15 protein-coding genes are annotated in these 15143 nt (G+C 58.9%); 2 read left to right on the top strand and 13 right to left on the bottom strand.

Going from position 1 to position 15143, the window contains the following annotated elements; all coding sequences use genetic code 11:
- Positions 1 to 273 precede the first annotated feature (273 nt).
- Positions 274 to 2562, bottom strand: a complete 2289-nt coding sequence (locus SJY32_RS03065; RefSeq protein ID WP_376871454.1) for a glycosyl hydrolase family 28-related protein — start codon at positions 2560 to 2562, stop codon at positions 274 to 276.
- 243 nt (positions 2563 to 2805) lie between these two features.
- The gene (locus SJY32_RS03060) at positions 2806 to 4452 is read right to left on the bottom strand and encodes a lysine--tRNA ligase (protein ID WP_376871452.1); all 1647 of its coding nucleotides are present in this window, start codon (positions 4450 to 4452) and stop codon (positions 2806 to 2808) included.
- 127 nt (positions 4453 to 4579) lie between these two features.
- Between SJY32_RS03060 and SJY32_RS03055 the strand changes: the two genes are divergently transcribed.
- The gene (locus SJY32_RS03055; protein ID WP_376871449.1) at positions 4580 to 5002 is read left to right on the top strand and encodes a tellurite resistance TerB family protein; all 423 of its coding nucleotides are present in this window, start codon (positions 4580 to 4582) and stop codon (positions 5000 to 5002) included.
- A gap of 53 nt (positions 5003 to 5055) precedes the next feature.
- Here SJY32_RS03055 and dacB read toward each other — a convergent pair whose 3' ends face one another.
- The 8 genes from dacB to SJY32_RS03015 form a co-directional block, all read right to left on the bottom strand.
- The gene (dacB, locus tag SJY32_RS03050) at positions 5056 to 6558 is read right to left on the bottom strand and encodes a D-alanyl-D-alanine carboxypeptidase/D-alanyl-D-alanine-endopeptidase (protein WP_376871447.1); all 1503 of its coding nucleotides are present in this window, start codon (positions 6556 to 6558) and stop codon (positions 5056 to 5058) included.
- Positions 6559 to 6629: 71 nt separating this feature from the next.
- Positions 6630 to 7256: a nicotinate-nucleotide adenylyltransferase gene (locus SJY32_RS03045; protein WP_376871445.1), complete on the bottom strand. Its 627-nt coding sequence runs from the start codon at positions 7254 to 7256 to the stop codon at positions 6630 to 6632.
- 99 nt (positions 7257 to 7355) lie between these two features.
- A complete protein-coding gene (locus SJY32_RS03040; protein ID WP_376871442.1) occupies positions 7356 to 8411 on the bottom strand; it encodes a diguanylate cyclase domain-containing protein in 1056 nt (351 codons plus the stop codon).
- A 40-nt stretch (positions 8412 to 8451) separates the two neighbouring features.
- Positions 8452 to 9057 carry a heme NO-binding domain-containing protein gene (locus tag SJY32_RS03035; protein ID WP_376871440.1) on the bottom strand — a complete coding sequence of 202 codons (606 nt, stop codon included), beginning with the start codon at positions 9055 to 9057 and terminating at the stop codon, positions 8452 to 8454.
- Between the two features lie 63 nt (positions 9058 to 9120).
- Positions 9121 to 10122, bottom strand: coding sequence for a hypothetical protein (locus tag SJY32_RS03030; protein WP_376871438.1), 1002 nt, complete (start codon positions 10120 to 10122; stop codon positions 9121 to 9123).
- Positions 10119 to 10892, bottom strand: coding sequence for a hypothetical protein (locus SJY32_RS03025; protein WP_376871436.1), 774 nt, complete (start codon positions 10890 to 10892; stop codon positions 10119 to 10121). The genes SJY32_RS03030 and SJY32_RS03025 overlap by 4 nt, the downstream gene beginning before the upstream one ends.
- A gap of 85 nt (positions 10893 to 10977) precedes the next feature.
- Positions 10978 to 11685 (bottom strand): HAD family hydrolase, encoded by a 708-nt coding sequence (locus tag SJY32_RS03020; RefSeq protein ID WP_376871434.1) that lies wholly within the window; start codon positions 11683 to 11685, stop codon positions 10978 to 10980.
- A 32-nt stretch (positions 11686 to 11717) separates the two neighbouring features.
- Positions 11718 to 11996, bottom strand: a complete 279-nt coding sequence (locus tag SJY32_RS03015; protein WP_376871431.1) for a DUF3572 domain-containing protein — start codon at positions 11994 to 11996, stop codon at positions 11718 to 11720.
- 106 nt (positions 11997 to 12102) lie between these two features.
- Between SJY32_RS03015 and SJY32_RS03010 the strand changes: the two genes are divergently transcribed.
- Positions 12103 to 13503, top strand: coding sequence for a diguanylate cyclase (locus tag SJY32_RS03010; RefSeq protein ID WP_376871429.1), 1401 nt, complete (start codon positions 12103 to 12105; stop codon positions 13501 to 13503).
- A gap of 90 nt (positions 13504 to 13593) precedes the next feature.
- On the opposite strand, the gene SJY32_RS03005 is transcribed toward SJY32_RS03010, so the two are convergent.
- From SJY32_RS03005 to SJY32_RS02995, 3 genes are read right to left on the bottom strand one after another with little or no spacing between them, the layout of a single operon-like run.
- Positions 13594 to 14106 (bottom strand): periplasmic heavy metal sensor, encoded by a 513-nt coding sequence (locus SJY32_RS03005; RefSeq protein ID WP_376871426.1) that lies wholly within the window; start codon positions 14104 to 14106, stop codon positions 13594 to 13596.
- A gap of 10 nt (positions 14107 to 14116) precedes the next feature.
- Positions 14117 to 14542 (bottom strand): hypothetical protein, encoded by a 426-nt coding sequence (locus SJY32_RS03000; protein ID WP_376871423.1) that lies wholly within the window; start codon positions 14540 to 14542, stop codon positions 14117 to 14119.
- Positions 14529 to 15125, bottom strand: coding sequence for an RNA polymerase sigma factor (locus SJY32_RS02995; RefSeq protein ID WP_376871420.1), 597 nt, complete (start codon positions 15123 to 15125; stop codon positions 14529 to 14531). The genes SJY32_RS03000 and SJY32_RS02995 overlap by 14 nt, the downstream gene beginning before the upstream one ends.
- Positions 15126 to 15143: the final 18 nt, after the last annotated feature.

Raw genomic sequence — 15143 nt, 5'->3', positions numbered from 1 at the left:
GCAGAAAATCGCCATACTGCATCAACCAGTTGTAAGGCGCGATTGGTCAGCTCGCGCACCTCCCCGTAAGCTGAAGCGCTTCCCCAACCGGTAAGGCAAAACAGGCCGGAACAGCGAAGAGTGTCGTAGAGCCAGCTCGTGGCCTTCGCGTCGCATTAGGTGACGCTGCGTGATTCGCTGCGCCGCGACATGCCCAAAAGGGGCGGTTCCCCGCCCCTTTCCGCCGCAACTCACCCATTAAAACGCCGAAGTCCTCGCCCCCCAAACCAGTGGTTAATTGGGGTTATCCATACGGATTTTCAGATGGGTCCGCCCCTTCACGGCTTGCGACCAGTTCACCGTGACTTTGTCTTTGCTCGCCCCTTGCGAGGTCAACACATACGGCATCTCGGTCACGCGCCCGCCCGTCGCAGTGGTCATCATCCCCTCACACACGAGGCTCTCGACCTTCCGCGCATGCCCTTCAAACGGCAGATAGCGCGTCGGATCAATCGTCCACACCGTTTGGGCCGTCGACTGATCGTGCTGGATCAACACCGGATTGATCGTCGGATTGGTGATACCCTGATACGTGTTGCTCTCGAAGGTCACGTTGCGGTTTGACGCATGATCGAGGGCGGCATAGGTCGTATCGACTTTTTCGATGCGATCAATCGCTCCCGAAATTGTGCGGAACACGTTGCACGAAACATTCAGACCGTAGAGATAATGCCCGCTGCCGTAAGGCTTCACCACAAGCCAGCTAAACCACGGGGCAACATCGATGGCGGTAAAGATATTCCCCGTGAGTGACAGCCCGCCAAACGAATATTGAACACCGAAATCGGGATCGGATTCGTATTCATTCGTCCATTCAATCGTGCAATTGTCGATATAATTGCCCGTCACAATGGATTTCACATGGGTCTGTGTGAAGATCAGCCCACCCGTGCGGATGCCGTCGGGTTCGTAATCACTCTGGAACCAGTGGTTGCCAACGATCAAGCTCCCCTCGCCGCCAATCACCATCGTATGATGGAAATTAACGAACCGGTTGTTACGGATCTTCAGGTCGTTCTTGTTGGAATTGAACGCGATAGCGGTACGCTGCGAGACCGGCAATTCCATCTCGGGCGACAAGAATTCGCAACGGTCAATCACCATATCCTGACACCCGTTGCCCGGCGACGTAATCGCCCGCGCTTTGGGGCGCAACATCAGGCAATCATGCATGTGGAACATCTCACCTTCGGGCGCCAACAACACACCCGAACAAATCTTGCTGCACAAGAATTCCACTTGATCGATAAAGAACCGATCAAGTTGCGCCATGCCCGAGAAATCAAGCATGTATTGGTTGCGCGTAAAGGTGAAGGTGCGCGTAGCCGATCCGCCGTAGAGACGATTTGACAACGTGATCGTCGACGAGCCGACATTGACGGCCTTGACGTAAATCTCGCGCCCGACCCCCGCGCCCGTGATCAAGGAGCCAACTTTAATATTCGCGATATTGGGCACATTGGTCAGAACGTAGGGCGAGTTGACATTATAGGTCGCTTGCGATGTCACAACCACAGGCGCCCATGCCGGCCCATCAACAGCGTTCAATTGGCCATTTGTCAACACGCGGCGGTTCGACCACGTCGTCAACCCGGGCGCATAGTCAGACACCATCAAGGGCGCTGTCACTTCGACCCGCCGTCCGCACAGATCAAACACCGTATGATCTGTATAGGTCATCAACGCCTGAAGCCCCTTGCGCAAGCCCAATTCTTCGTTCCCGAAAGCCTCCGCATAGGTCGGAAAATCATAATTCGACAACAGCGCCAACCGGCTCGACGGATCCATTTTAAGCGTCCCCTCGAACTTCACGGGCGCTGAAATGGAGATCGAATTATTGAGGTAATACGTCCCTTTGGGGACAAAAATCTGCCGGCCATTCGCGGCTGCATCCGCCGCTAGAAATGCTGGAATGTCATTGGTAACACCGTCCCCGACGGCTCCGTAGTCTTTCACATCCACCACATCCAGCATATCGCGCAGGTAGATATTGCTGACGTCCTCAATCTCGATCAACTCAATGCGAACAATCCCGCCGTTCGCCCCCGTCAGGTCGAGCCCGAAATGCCCATAAACCGGCGCGGTCCCCCACGCCATAGTCACGCCACCTTTGGCGCCCGTCCCCACAATCGCCGTGACCTCGACAATATCGCCATATGCCGTCAGAGCTTTCGACGGGCCGATCTCCACCAATCCCGATACATGGGTCGAGCCGCTCATCGCGTAGCCGGCAATGCGCACCGACGGAAGATTCCCGCTCATCGCTTTAACGCGCGCACGTATTTGGAGATAACAGCCAGGATATAGCTGCGTCTGCCCCATATAGCGCAGCTTGGTTGTGCTCGAGAGCTTCACAAGTTCAAGACACGATCCGAAATCCTGATCGCCCGTCACAATCGCCGCATTGCCCGCGCCATTATACGTAGCCGATCCCGTCGTTCCGTTTTCGCTCGACCAGACGCCCAGCCCTGCACTGAATGCGGACGGCATGAAAACCAGCCCATCCGTAATCGCCTTATTCATCCACGATCCCCTTCGCCAATACCCGCCACCTTCGCCCTATTCCGCCGACGCAACCGCGCGCGTCCGGAAATCGGTCGTTCTGGCTCAAAACCCCCAAAGCCTGTGCCTCGGTTGTGATGACAGCTATCAACAATGACTAAAGAGACCTTAACCGCACCGTGCGCTGCCTCCCGTGCAAGCGCCCATGAAAAAGCCCCGCCAAGCAGAAGCCTGACGGGGCCGGACATCTCAGCTAGTGGGCTTTTAGCGGGCGAATTCGCCCGCCAAGGCGCGCTCGATGAGGTCGATCGTTTCATTCACCCCGTAAAGCGCGATGAACCCGCCGAAACGTGGCCCTTGGCTTGCGCCCAAAAGGGTCTCGTATAGCGCTTGGAACCATGTCCGCAGGTTCTCGAACCCGTTGTTTTTGCCGACTGCGAAAACAACCGATTGCAAGAATTCGTCAGAGCCGAAATCAGCTTCCGGCAGCGGCTCGTCATTGCCCATATCCGCGTTTTTCTTCGCAATCGCGGCCAATGCCGCCTCGGGGGTTTTCAACGCCGTGACCAAATCGGCCAGCGCCGCGCGCTCGCCTTCCGTGGGGGCACGGAACACGCGGCTCGGTGCCACGAAATCGTTGAAGTAGCGAACGGCAAAGCCTGCCGCTTGGTCCAGATCGGGATGCGTCTCGGGTGTTGCATCTGGCGCGTAGCGCTTGATGAAGCCCCACAGCGCGTCCTTCTCCGTCGCGCCTGCAACGGAAGCGAGATTGAGAAGCATCGAGAACGGCACAACCATCTTGCTTTGTGGAACATCCCCGCCGTGGATATGCCAGACAGGGTTATCCAACTGCTGCGCCTCGGTTTGTGTCTCAAAAGCGCGCAATTGCTGATGATATTCGTCCACGGCTTTCGGGATCACATCGAAATGCATCCGTTTCGCCGTCTTAGGCTTCAAGTACATGAAATAGCTTAGAGATTCCGTCGACGCATAGGTCAGCCACTCGTCAATCGACAAGCCGTTGCCCTTCGATTTCGAAATTTTCTCGCCGTTCTCATCCAAGAACAACTCATAGGTAAAGTTCTCCGGCCCGCGACCACCAAGAACTTTGCAAATCCCGCCGTAGATCGGCGTATTTGCGGCGTGATCCTTGCCATACATTTCAAAATCAACGTCAAGCGCCGCCCAGCGCGCCCCAAAATCAGGCTTCCACTGCAACTTCACGTTCCCGCCAGTCACAGGCAGGGTCCACTCGCGACCATCCTCATCATCGAATGTGATCGTCCCCGCCACCGGATCGACCGATTTCATCGGGACATAAAGCACGCGGCCCGTCTCGGGATGGATCGGCAAGAAGCACGAATAGGTCGCACGGCGCTCCTCGCGCAGGGACCTGAGCATAATTTTCATGATCGCGTCGTAGCGCTCAAGCGCCAGAAGCAAAATCGCATCGAACTTGCCCGCTTTATAATACTCGGTCGCAGACGCGAACTCGTATTCAAACCCGAACGTGTCCAAAAAGCGGCGCAACATCGCGTTATTATGATCGCCAAAGCTCGGAAATTCGCCGAACGGGTCAGGCACGCTGGTCAAGGGCCGCTGGAGATTCTCTGTCAAAAGATCCTGCTGCGGCACATTCTCGGGCACCTTACGCATGCCGTCCATGTCATCCGAAAAGCACAGCAATTTCGTTGGAATATCGGAAATCAGTTCGAACGCACGTTTGATCATCGACGTCCGCGCAACCTCGCCAAAGGTTCCGATATGCGGCAAACCCGACGGCCCGTAGCCCGTTTCGAACAGAACATACCCCTTCTCGGGCGGGGCTTTTTCGTACCGTTTGAGCACCCGGCGCGCTTCCTCAAAAGGCCAAGCTTTGGAGTTCATCGCTGCGTCGCGCAAAGTGCTCATGGTAATCCTCTCAGGGGCGCCCCATGCGCCCAGCTTGATCCACCTATTGAACGCCGTCGCAATCGTCAATATTTTGAACCACAGCAAGGGCAGCTTCCGCCCGCATTCCGTCCCGAAAGGACCCGAAATGACCGAGATTCTCGCCGCTCTCTCCCCACAAGACAGCCTCGTCGCCGTCATGGTCGCCGTTTCCGTCTCTGATGAGGACATCCGCACGGTCGAACTTCTCGCGATAGAACGCATGGTCAACCATATGCCAGTCTTCGCGGATTACGACCTGGACCGGATCAATCCGGTCGCGAGCACTGTCTATGCCTTGTTTGAGGAGGAAGACGGATTGGAGGCCTTGTTTGGCATTGTGCGCGAAAGCCTGCCTGAAAAGTTCTTTGAGACTGCCTATGCGCTGGCCTGTGACGTCGCCGCGGCTGATGGCACATTGCGGGAAAGCGAGCTGCGGATGCTCGAAGAAATCCGCTTCGAGCTGAATATCGATCGCCTGCACGCCGCCGCAATTGAACGCGGCGCCCGCGCGCGCCATTTGAAAATGTGACCTCGCAAACGGCGCGGCTCGCTACCGCCGCGCCCGCGGCTCAAAACGGGCGTTTACCGCCCGTAAAGCCCATCCCAACGCTCGATCAAACGTGATTGCAAAATTTTTGACCGTCGCACCCACGCGCCCGACCCTTCCGGCGTTTCTTGGTCTTTCGCCCGTGCGCGGCGTTGCAAATCTCCGGTGAACACCGCGAAAACCAGCTCAGTGCCATCCTGTGCGGTCATATACCCCGCCAAAGTTGACACAAAGTTCAACGTCCCCGTCTTCGCCTGCACCTGCAACGGGTGCCCCTTGATGACGCCCCCTTGCGCATCTCGCATCCCGAAATCGCGCATCACCCCCCGCAGACCGATCGCAGGCCCATGCGCCGTCAAGGCCCGCACCATATCGAGCGCCGAAATCCGCGAGTTGACTCCCAGACCGGAATGATCCTCGAGCTTGGCGGATTTGAGCCCCGCTGTCTGCTTGAGCCAAGAGCTCATCGCACGCCCGGACGCTGATCCACCACCAGCAACGCCAAGCTGCGCGGACGCCGTCATACCCACGGCTTCGGCCGTGATATTGGTGGAATACCGCAGCATATCGCGCGCGATCTCGCTCAAAGGCTCCGACGTCAAATCGGCAATCACTTGCCCGCGCGGCGTGCCGCGTAGATCGGCAGGATTGGGCAAATCAACTCCGCGCGCGCGCGCCAAAGTCTGGAACACGTCGCCGGCATAGGCGTCCGGCGCCCGAACAGGCAGCCAACGACTTCCCCCCGACCCCAATGCCCGCGCCGAGACTGTCCACTGCTCTTTGCCACCGGTCTGCGCGTAGGTGTAAACCGGCTTCTCCCGATTGCTGAGCCCCGCCGTGACGGTATACGCCCGCGGCCGCTCGCGACTGCCGCGCGCATCCATAGCAAGCTGATACCCACCTTGCCCGCGCTTCCATTCAAAATGAACGCGGTTGTAATTCAAAATAAGCCCCGAGACGGCCGGATTATAACCAACATAGACGGGTTGATCATCGGCGATCTCCTCGCGAAACGGCAAAGCCCCACCGTAGGTCAAAAACCGGCCCGAAATCCGCGTAACCCCGAGGTCCGCCAGCTTGCCCGCCAAGATCGCCAATCCATCGGTCGACAAAGTAGGATCGCCGCCCCCCATCAAGATCAAATCGCCGTTTAAAACACCACCCGCGATCGGCCCTGTCGCGACAAGCCTCGTCACAAACCGATACGAGGTGCCAAGGGTCGAAAATGCATAGCAGGTCGTCAAAGCCTTCATCGTGCTGGCTGGCGCCATCCCGAGATCGGCATTCATCGTTTCAAGAACTTGCCCAGTCTTCAAATCCGCAACCGCGTATGAAACCTGCCCCCCCAGTTGCGCCGCCGCGACCAAATCTGCGGGCAACAATCCTTGCGCTTTTACAGGAGTGGCTCGCCCAGTTGCGCCGATCGCAAACGCAACGCCACCCAAAGCCGCCTGACCCAGCAGCGCGCGGCGTGACACTTTCGCGCAACAGCCTATCTCACCAAGACCAAATGCAGTCGAACCCAATTCCTTGGTCATTTCTTCACTCCCGCCCTCAATCGCTCTACGACGCGGCTCATAGCCATCAGATACAGGCCAATTGGCGTGTATCATGTCGTGGACGATGCACCAAGCTTCGTCGGCCACTGCCCCTGCGCCCGTATCGCAGAAGAGGATTGGCTGCGCATTGGAACATTTACAAAACACCACGCCGGCAAGGGCGCGCGCGCCAAGCCTCGTGCCTGCTCCGCCCCCAAACGAGAGGTCGCGTATATCTCCGCCGCGACCGAGCCACGCGCCGCGAGCCGTGCGCCAGGGCGCGCCAATACGCCGACCGGCACCTGCGCCATGATCTCGCGCCAGTTATCCCACAGATGGAACTGCGCCAAATTGTCAGCGCCCATCAACCACACAAACTTAACACCGGGGTAAAGCGCGACGAGTCTCTCCAACGTTTGGGCGGTAAACCGCGTGCCAAGTTGGGCCTCAAGCCCCGTAACCTCAACCCGAGGATCGTGCATGACCTCGCGCGCCCGTGCGATGCGGCGCTCCATCGGCGCGGGCCCATGTTCTTTCAGCGGGTTTCCGGGGCTGACCAGCCACCAAACGCGATCAAGCCCGAACCGCCTCAAGGCTTCGCGCGTGATATGCGCGTGGCCGTCATGCGCCGGATCAAATGATCCGCCGAGCAATCCGATAACCATACCGGGCGTGGCAATGGGAAATCCCTGTTTCATATTGGAGGCGTAGCCGAAAGCCACCCCGGAATGAAAGCAGAATTCCGCGCACTCGGGCGGTTTTGCCGATCTCTTCTTCCACGCAGCCACATAGGCCGGTTACCCAGCGCGCTGTTCCTCCGCGATAGCATCGCCTTCACGCCGAATAGTGCACCGCCCGCGCCCACGCCGTTTAGAAGCATAAAGCGCACTATCGGCATCCGCGAGAATATCCTCCGCCAATAAATTCGGGTAACTCGGCGACATCGCGACGCCAATCGATCCCGAGATCCGACAACACTCGCCCTCAAACATGACTGGTTGTTCCAGCCGCTCGATAATGCGGTCGCCTAGTCGCTGCAAATCATCCTCATCGGCACGCCCGCGCATCAAAATCATGAACTCATCGCCCCCGACACGGGCAACAACATCCGATCGGCGCGTCTCTGATGTGAGTATCTCGGCAACCGCGAGAAGCACGTGGTCGCCTGCCGCATGGCCCATCGTATCATTCACGCTCTTGAACAGATCAAGGTCAAGATGCGCGACGGCGAAGGGGGTCCCGGTGTCTTGGGTCAGTAGGATAGAACGGGCGAGCGCCTGATCAAATGCCCGCCGATTTCCTAAACCCGTTAACGGATCGGTCAATGCCTGATGTTCAGCGACTTGCCGCGCGGTCTCCAATCGAGAATTCAGTGCCCTGAGCTCCCCCATCACAACCGATTTTGCTTCTTGCAGATAGAGCAATTCCATCGCGAGATCGCTCGGCGCGAAATCGGCCTCCGTCAGAGAGTGATCCCGAACCGCTTCCGCCAGGCCAACGCCGAAGGTCGTGTTAAACAGAAAGCCACGCTCGAGCGATCCAGGCAGGCCGACCGGCACAGCAACGCCGCGCAGAATTGTCGCCGCCGCCCGTTTGGGCACAAGATGGAGGCGTTGGCCGATCAGATCCCCGAGCCGCTCGCCCCGACATGCCGACCTTCCGCGACGAAGATCGAAGTGATCCGAGAACAAGCCGTTCTTCGCGTCCTTACCGATCAGTTTTTCAAGCGTTGGCCCCAGCATCCTGATGCGATGCTCGTCGTCGATCCACAATGACATCGGCATAAGCCGACCGATAACTTCCGGAAGCAAGGGGATCAAATCCCGCTCCGGTGAAGGCGAACCCAAGTCCATCAACACACTCCCGCGCACCACTGAAACGGCGCGACCACACTCATAAAACAGCTTCCGGATGCGTTAAGGCAAAACTCCGCCCCTCAACATAACTCGCATCCAAAAGCTCAACACTCACATACTCTACCCATTCCGACTGATCTGGCGAGACCGGTTTTGGCCGCTGGCTCTCGATGAGCACCAAAGCGCCGTAATCATCCGCCATTGCCCGCACGAGACCCGCCATAACCGCCGACCACCCCGCATGCGCCGCCCGAATGCTGAATTCATAACTACCGCCGCATTGGTCTTCCAACACAATTTCGGGCAACTCCAGATCCGGCAACGCAAGCTGTCCCCGACTTTGAATCTCGTCGAGAGACATCAGGAAGTCCGAAAACCCCGGCCCACCGAATCGCAAAAGGCGGCGCAGGGCTTCAATCGTCGCCAAGAAGGCGCCCAAATCCTCCAGAAAGACAGATATCGGCCGGTCCAAGGCCTTGGCACCGGCCACGACAATTGCCTCCGTCAAACCGTCTTCATAGCGCAGCATAGTCTCAAACCCTGATGCATTGATGCGCGCCTGCGAGGCCACCCGATCCCACTGGGATTGGCCGTAGGTTTCGATCAAGAAAGCCTGAATCGATCTATTGATCAAACCATGCATCAGCACCTCGCTTTGTTTCGCAAAGGGTAGAGACCGATAGTTAAAAAATCCTAAACAACTTCGTTAGGACCGCGGGCGTAGCAGCGCGCCGTCCAGTTCGAAATTGTAGGTTTGGGCGGGCACTAGACGCACGCCGTCCCGCCAAAAAGCGTCAATCATGTCTGAGACGCTCATACCGCTCGGTTGCTCCCAGAACGACTGACGCCGCTCGCCGGCGCCGTCAACAGCGCGCGCCAAAACCATCGGCGTCGCATCAGCACTCAGAATAAGCATCTCTTCGCCCTCCGCGCGGCCATCGACATCCGCTAGCACAATCAAACATTGCGGGTGTCCCGCCTTGGTTTGACGCGCGCAAACCGCCTCAAAATTGCGTAAAGCCGAGGCTTGTCGCCCCACTGCGCCCAAAAGTGATTCCAGCGTTGCATCGTCCAAGGAACGGCCCTCTGGCAACACCGGCACGATGTTCAAAAGTGCCTTTCGCCCCTCCGGAGTATCAAAACCGCTTTGGTCAAAGGCATATCTCGAACCGGATCGATCCAGCACCGCGAGGCGATCTGCCAGTGCCGGGCTCGCATCCTTGCGCAGCGCCTCAAGCGCAGATTCGCCCGCCCGCCCCCACTCATGCGCCATCTCCCAAAGAGGAAGCCGCTCGACATCCGAGGCAGGATCAAGCCGCGCAAGTTGTGACACAACAGCAACCCGCTCCGGTGTCAGCCAAGGGTTTAACCACATCACGCCGAGACCAATGACGCCCAGCGCCACTGCCACATTCCCTGCGCGTATCCCGCGCCGCCACGCCGCGCCGCGCAGCAACGCAAGGAGATAAGCCCCCCCGTAGCTCACGACAATCGCTGACATTGCGGCCGCCGAAACCCGCTCAGGCGTCCATCCGTATTGGCTGACACGCATCCACACAGACGCCACCGCAAGCCCGCCAAGGCAGATCACCAGCGCCGCCATGATCCGCGCCGACAGATATAAAATGCCGTGTGCAGGCCCGTCGAGATCATCTTTGCCCACGACGACCGACACCAAGCCGATCGCGCCCAGTCCCGCCGCAATCAAGCTCCCCCCGTCGAGACCGATCCGAACAACGCCGTGAGACCACGGACCGGCACCATCGCCAAGAAAACGGCCAACACCAATAGGACAAAAGGCGTTAACAACCGGACAAGCCGCAAGGCGAGATCGGGCGAGATCATATCATTCAATTCGGCAACAACCGCGAGACCAAGACCCACCGTGCCGCCGAGCAAAATGGCTATAACCATATCCTCGCGAAGAAGGTCATGCAGCAGCTCGACACCGACCAATCGTAGTAGCTCCGCCGAGGCAAACGCCACCGCCAAAACCAGCCCCGCAAATGCCCATGCCGCCGCGCTGCGGACTAAAATATCCCAAGATTCAATGTATAAATGCCGGTACGATATGCCTGTCCCACGATAAAAGCAGGTCAGGAATGGCAATGGCAGGATTGCCAAAACGAGGAGCGCCGTCGTCGGATGGCCGGCATTGAAAAAGCCCTGCGGCGTCGCGAACCCACCCATCGACACCCAAGCCAGCGCACCGACAAGCCCGCCCAGAATTGCACCGGTCCTAACCGCCCGCGCAGGCCCCAGATATGCAAGCAAAACCCCTGACGCGCTGAACCCGATCCATGCCAAGATCGTCAAGGCCGCCGCAATGCGGCCAACCTCCCCCGCCCCGGAGACCTCGTCCAACGCCCAAAGCGTGAGCCCAGCCAAAATGCCCAAAACGACATGCGGCGCCCGTCCGCTCCGCAGGCGCGGGCCCGCTTCAAGCGTGGTTCTCGTTTGATGATCGCTGTTTGACATGAAATCCTCCTGCTCGCGCAAAGCTGGTCGGCCCCGCGCCAGCGCATCATCACGCTATCGCACCGCATCCGTGATGAAAAGCGCCCTACCGCTGCGAAAGCCACTGCGGCAAATCGGCAATCGAGGGCAAAATCACATCCGCGAGATCCGCAAGATCGGTGTGTTTCGCAGGGCCCGTCAGAACGCCGACCGTCACCATACCCGCAGCCCTGCCCGCGCTCAGATCATGGCGACTGTCGCCGACCATAACGAGGTTTTCGGGGGCGAGGTCGATATGCCGCGCAAACGCTAATAGCGGCTCTGGCGAAGGCTTCGCCCCGTGACCACTATCAGCGCCAATCACCACCTCCAACGAGCCGCCGGCCGCGACATCCGCCACCCCGACAGCCGCAAGATGTGCACGCGCCGAAGCCTCGGAATCATTGGTCATAACCCCCAAACGCAAACCGCGAGTGCCGAGATCCGCAAGGAACTTCGCCAGCGGCACAACTTCGACCACCTGCGCAGCCGCGGCTTGCGCATCAAGATAATCTACCAAATCGGATGGGTCACATCGGGGCAAACCTCCCGCAAGTTGCAGCGCGATTTCGGGCACGGTCGCCGCAATAATCGGACTATTTGGTGCAAACCCTGTCTCGAAACTATACCCGACCCGCGCGCCCAAGGCGTCACGATCAACCTCTGCCTGCGCAGCGAGATCGGTCAAGACGCGGCCGGCCCAAGCCCCCCATGTCGCGTTGAAATCGAACAAGGTGCCGTCTTTATCGAATAAGATTCCTGCAATCGTCGTCATGTTTTGCTGTTCCTCGCCCCAAATCGGGGCCGTTACGTCCAATGACGGGTATCGCCATGCCCCAAAACCGCGCGGGCCATCACCACGCGCTCTGGCGCCATGGACGACGCGGACGCGAATTCGATGACCCATTCATCCTGCAACATCACAAAATCGAGAACCTGCGTCAGGAACCCGTCCTCGCCCGCAAGCGCGCGCAGATCCTCTGGCCGCGCGCCAGTATTCATGAGGAAAGCTTCGAATACAGTCTCTTGTGACGCGATCCAGCCAAGAGCATTTACGCCGATAAGTTGAGCATCTTCTTGCTGCATTTACATTCTCACGATAGGGTGTGGGCGTTGGTAAAGACTTTGTTAACCTTTGATGCCGCAAGCTCATGGCGTCAACCATCGCGACAAAAAGGGAGCGGCGAAACCCATGTCAGGAACTATCCTGATCGTGGACGATGTGGCAACAAACCGTATCGTGCTGAAGGTCAAGTTGACCAGTGCGCGCTACACTGTGCTGCAAGCTGCTTCTGCGCATGAGGCGCTGGAAGTAACGCGAACACATCTTCCCGATCTTATTCTCCTTGATATGCAACTGCCCGATCTCGCTGGCGCCGACCTTGTGCGGCAACTGCGTGCTGCGCCCGCAACGGCGCTTGTGCCTGTCATCATGATTTCATCCTCAAACGATAGTCGATTGCGGCTCGAGGCGCTACGTGCCGGCGCTGATGATGTGATGACCAAACCGCTGGATGAGCTGGGCCTGCTCGCGCGGCTGAGGTCACTCTTGCGGGCGCGCGAAACCAACGAGGAATTGCGCCTACGTGAGACAACATCGCGCGCGCTCGGGTTTGACGAAGATCCCGCTCCTTTCGAACCGCCCTACCGGATTGGTTTTGTCTCGGCTCAGCCCGAGGACGCGATTGGATGGCGCCGTGCCCTCGCGAAATATCTCCCCGATGCGGATCTTCGTTTGATAACTCGCGACAATGCCCTCGCACAATCGCAAGACGACGCCTCATTCGATGCATTCGTTATGACGGCCGATCTCGCGCGGGCGGGCGACGGGTTGCGATTGATGTCGGAACTGCGCTCGCGAAATGTGACGCGGCATTGCGCGATTTGTATCGCTTTGCCAGAGACCATGCGCGAGACGGCCTCGGTTGCGCTGGATCTTGGTGCAAACGATGTCCTCCCCTTTGACCTTCGCACGGAAGAGGCGGCACAAGAGGCGGCGCTGCGTATTTCGGCCCAGATCCGCCGCAAACGCACATTGGATCGTCAACGTGATACCATCGCGAGCGGGCTACGGCTGGCAACGATTGATCCGCTGACGGGGTTATACAACCGGCGCTACGCTTTGCCTCACCTGCGGCGCATCGCACAGCGTGCCGAACAAAACGCGCGCGTGTACGCACTGCTTCTTGTTGACATCGATCATTTTAAATCCGTGAACGACACTTACGGACATAGCGTCGGTGATCACGTTTTGGTCGAAGTCGCGCATCGCCTTTCGCTTAATATGCGCGAGGTCGATATGGTCGCGCGGATCGGCGGAGAAGAATTCCTTGTCGTGATGCCCGACACATCGCTGGAGATCGCAAGATCTGTGGCGCAAAGGCTCTGCGACGTGATCCATAATCGCCCTGTGCGGATCGACTGTGATCACGCTCAGCCGGTAAAATTGCCGGTGTCGGTCTCGATTGGCGTCGCCATTCATCAAACCGGCGATGAGAGTGGTTTGACCTTCGACAACGCCGATAGCGCATTGCTCCTTGCCAAAGCGCAGGGACGAAACCGGGTTGTGGTTTTCGATCCCGACCATCCGTAAACTGAAAGATCTGCGACGCGCGCGCCACAGATCATTCAGGTCCACTGTCATGTCAGCTTTTTGGTGCGACCTCAACGGATCGAAGATCGGTCAGTTCTCCGGCGGTGGCGGCGGCGTTTTACCGCCCCCTTTGCGCGGACCACGGTCCTCCAAACGCTGCGCGAAGGCGGCACGTTCGGTGTCGGTCATCTCCGCCAACCGCTCGATCACGAGGCGCTCCCCCAAACGACCACGTTCCTCAAAACGGGTGCGCATGGCGGCCAAAGCCTCTTCCATCTCGGCCCGATCCCACGGCTGCGCGCGAAGCGCTCCGATCAGGCGGGTCACATCCGCATTCATCTGACGCCGCGCCTCGCGCAGATCAACGCCCTGCTCTTGCACGGCGCGCCGCAAGGCATCACGGTCGGCCTTGTCAAATGCATTGGTCAGCGGCCCCGCAGTGACCGCACCCACCAATTCTTTCGGCGCCGGCCGCTCGTTGCGCGCCATTCCGCCCATAACGACGCCCGCCACGAGAAAATTGAGCCCGAGCGAGACCGCCAGCAAAACGCGCCCCCAGCGGAAGCCGCGCGACGCTTCCTTCGGCGCTTTAAAATCGTCCACTGACATCCCCTTAGCCCTCGATTCCGCCAACCATCGCGAAGATATCATCGCCCGGCATTAGCTCCAACGCATAGGACGAGTTCACCCCGCCCGATGTGCCTTCGAAATATTCCACCCCGAAATAGCTCGCAACATCCGGCCCCGACACAGCGCCGATCCAGACACCGGTCAGCGCCGCCGTCATCAGGCCACCCACAGCGCGTGGCCCGCCAACCAATGCAACAAACCCGCCCAAAATGGACCAAAGGCCGCCGCGCGAACTGCGCCCAGTGTCTGCCGCGGCGCGCGGCTGCGCGGCCGTTTGCGTCAAAAGCACTTGATCCGCATCCGCCATGATCCGCGCCAAAAGCGCGTTTGACGGCTCGACGGCCTGCGTTTCATCGCGCGCCTGCGCCAGCAACCCGTCCAGCATCGCCATCTCGTTATTCTGCGTCATAGCCCAACTCCTCGCGCCGTCCGGCCAATGCCGCCGCCAACGCCCGTTTGCCCCGCGCGGTCAAACTCTCAACCGCCTCGACACCAATATCCAAAACCAACGCAATCTCTGGGTTCGACAACCCTTCGATATGGCGCAATATGACTGCCTGTCGCTGCCGTTCCGGCAATTGATCCAGCGCCTGTTGCAGCGCTTCTGCACGATCTTGATCCATCATCTGCGTCTCGACGCCCGGCGTCTCGTCGGCAACTTCGGACGCCTCATCCAACCCGATGCCAGAGCGTTTACCCTTGCGCTTACGCAGACGGTCCGTCGCAAGATTGGTCACAACGCGGTAGAGCCATGTCGTGACCTTTGCCTCGCCTTGCCGCCATTCCCGCGCGATACGCCAAAGCCGCATCATCGCCTCTTGCGCCACATCCTCAGCTTCCGCCCAATCACCCAGCATTCGCCGCGCGACGCGCAAAGCAAGCGGAGTCAACCGCAAAGTCAACGCCTGCGCCGCCGCCCGATCGCCGTTTCCGTAGAGAACTAGGAGTGCCTCATCCGAAACATCTGATGCTATGTCTAAAGCCATATTCATTCCACAAGTGGCTACCCG

It is taken from the genome of Albirhodobacter sp. R86504, from assembly GCF_042466415.1.
Lineage (GTDB): Bacteria > Pseudomonadota > Alphaproteobacteria > Rhodobacterales > Rhodobacteraceae > Albirhodobacter.
This window is presented reverse-complemented; position numbering and strand designations above follow the sequence as displayed.

Excerpts from the sequence above, each read along its gene's own strand:
- SJY32_RS03065 (WP_376871454.1), bottom strand. The coding sequence starts at position 2,562 with ATGAATAAGGCGATTACGGATGGGCTGGTTTTCATGCCGTCCGCATTC.
- SJY32_RS03060 (WP_376871452.1), bottom strand. The coding sequence starts at position 4,452 with ATGAGCACTTTGCGCGACGCAGCGATGAACTCCAAAGCTTGGCCTTTT.
- SJY32_RS03055 (WP_376871449.1), top strand. The coding sequence starts at position 4,580 with ATGACCGAGATTCTCGCCGCTCTCTCCCCACAAGACAGCCTCGTCGCC.
- dacB (WP_376871447.1), bottom strand. The coding sequence starts at position 6,558 with ATGACCAAGGAATTGGGTTCGACTGCATTTGGTCTTGGTGAGATAGGC.
- SJY32_RS03045 (WP_376871445.1), bottom strand. The coding sequence starts at position 7,256 with ATGAAACAGGGATTTCCCATTGCCACGCCCGGTATGGTTATCGGATTG.
- SJY32_RS03040 (WP_376871442.1), bottom strand. The coding sequence starts at position 8,411 with ATGGACTTGGGTTCGCCTTCACCGGAGCGGGATTTGATCCCCTTGCTT.
- SJY32_RS03035 (WP_376871440.1), bottom strand. The coding sequence starts at position 9,057 with ATGCATGGTTTGATCAATAGATCGATTCAGGCTTTCTTGATCGAAACC.
- SJY32_RS03025 (WP_376871436.1), bottom strand. The coding sequence starts at position 10,892 with ATGTCAAACAGCGATCATCAAACGAGAACCACGCTTGAAGCGGGCCCG.
- SJY32_RS03020 (WP_376871434.1), bottom strand. The coding sequence starts at position 11,685 with ATGACGACGATTGCAGGAATCTTATTCGATAAAGACGGCACCTTGTTC.
- SJY32_RS03015 (WP_376871431.1), bottom strand. The coding sequence starts at position 11,996 with ATGCAGCAAGAAGATGCTCAACTTATCGGCGTAAATGCTCTTGGCTGG.
- SJY32_RS03010 (WP_376871429.1), top strand. The coding sequence starts at position 12,103 with ATGTCAGGAACTATCCTGATCGTGGACGATGTGGCAACAAACCGTATC.
- SJY32_RS03000 (WP_376871423.1), bottom strand. The coding sequence starts at position 14,542 with ATGACGCAGAATAACGAGATGGCGATGCTGGACGGGTTGCTGGCGCAG.
- SJY32_RS02995 (WP_376871420.1), bottom strand. The coding sequence starts at position 15,125 with ATGAATATGGCTTTAGACATAGCATCAGATGTTTCGGATGAGGCACTC.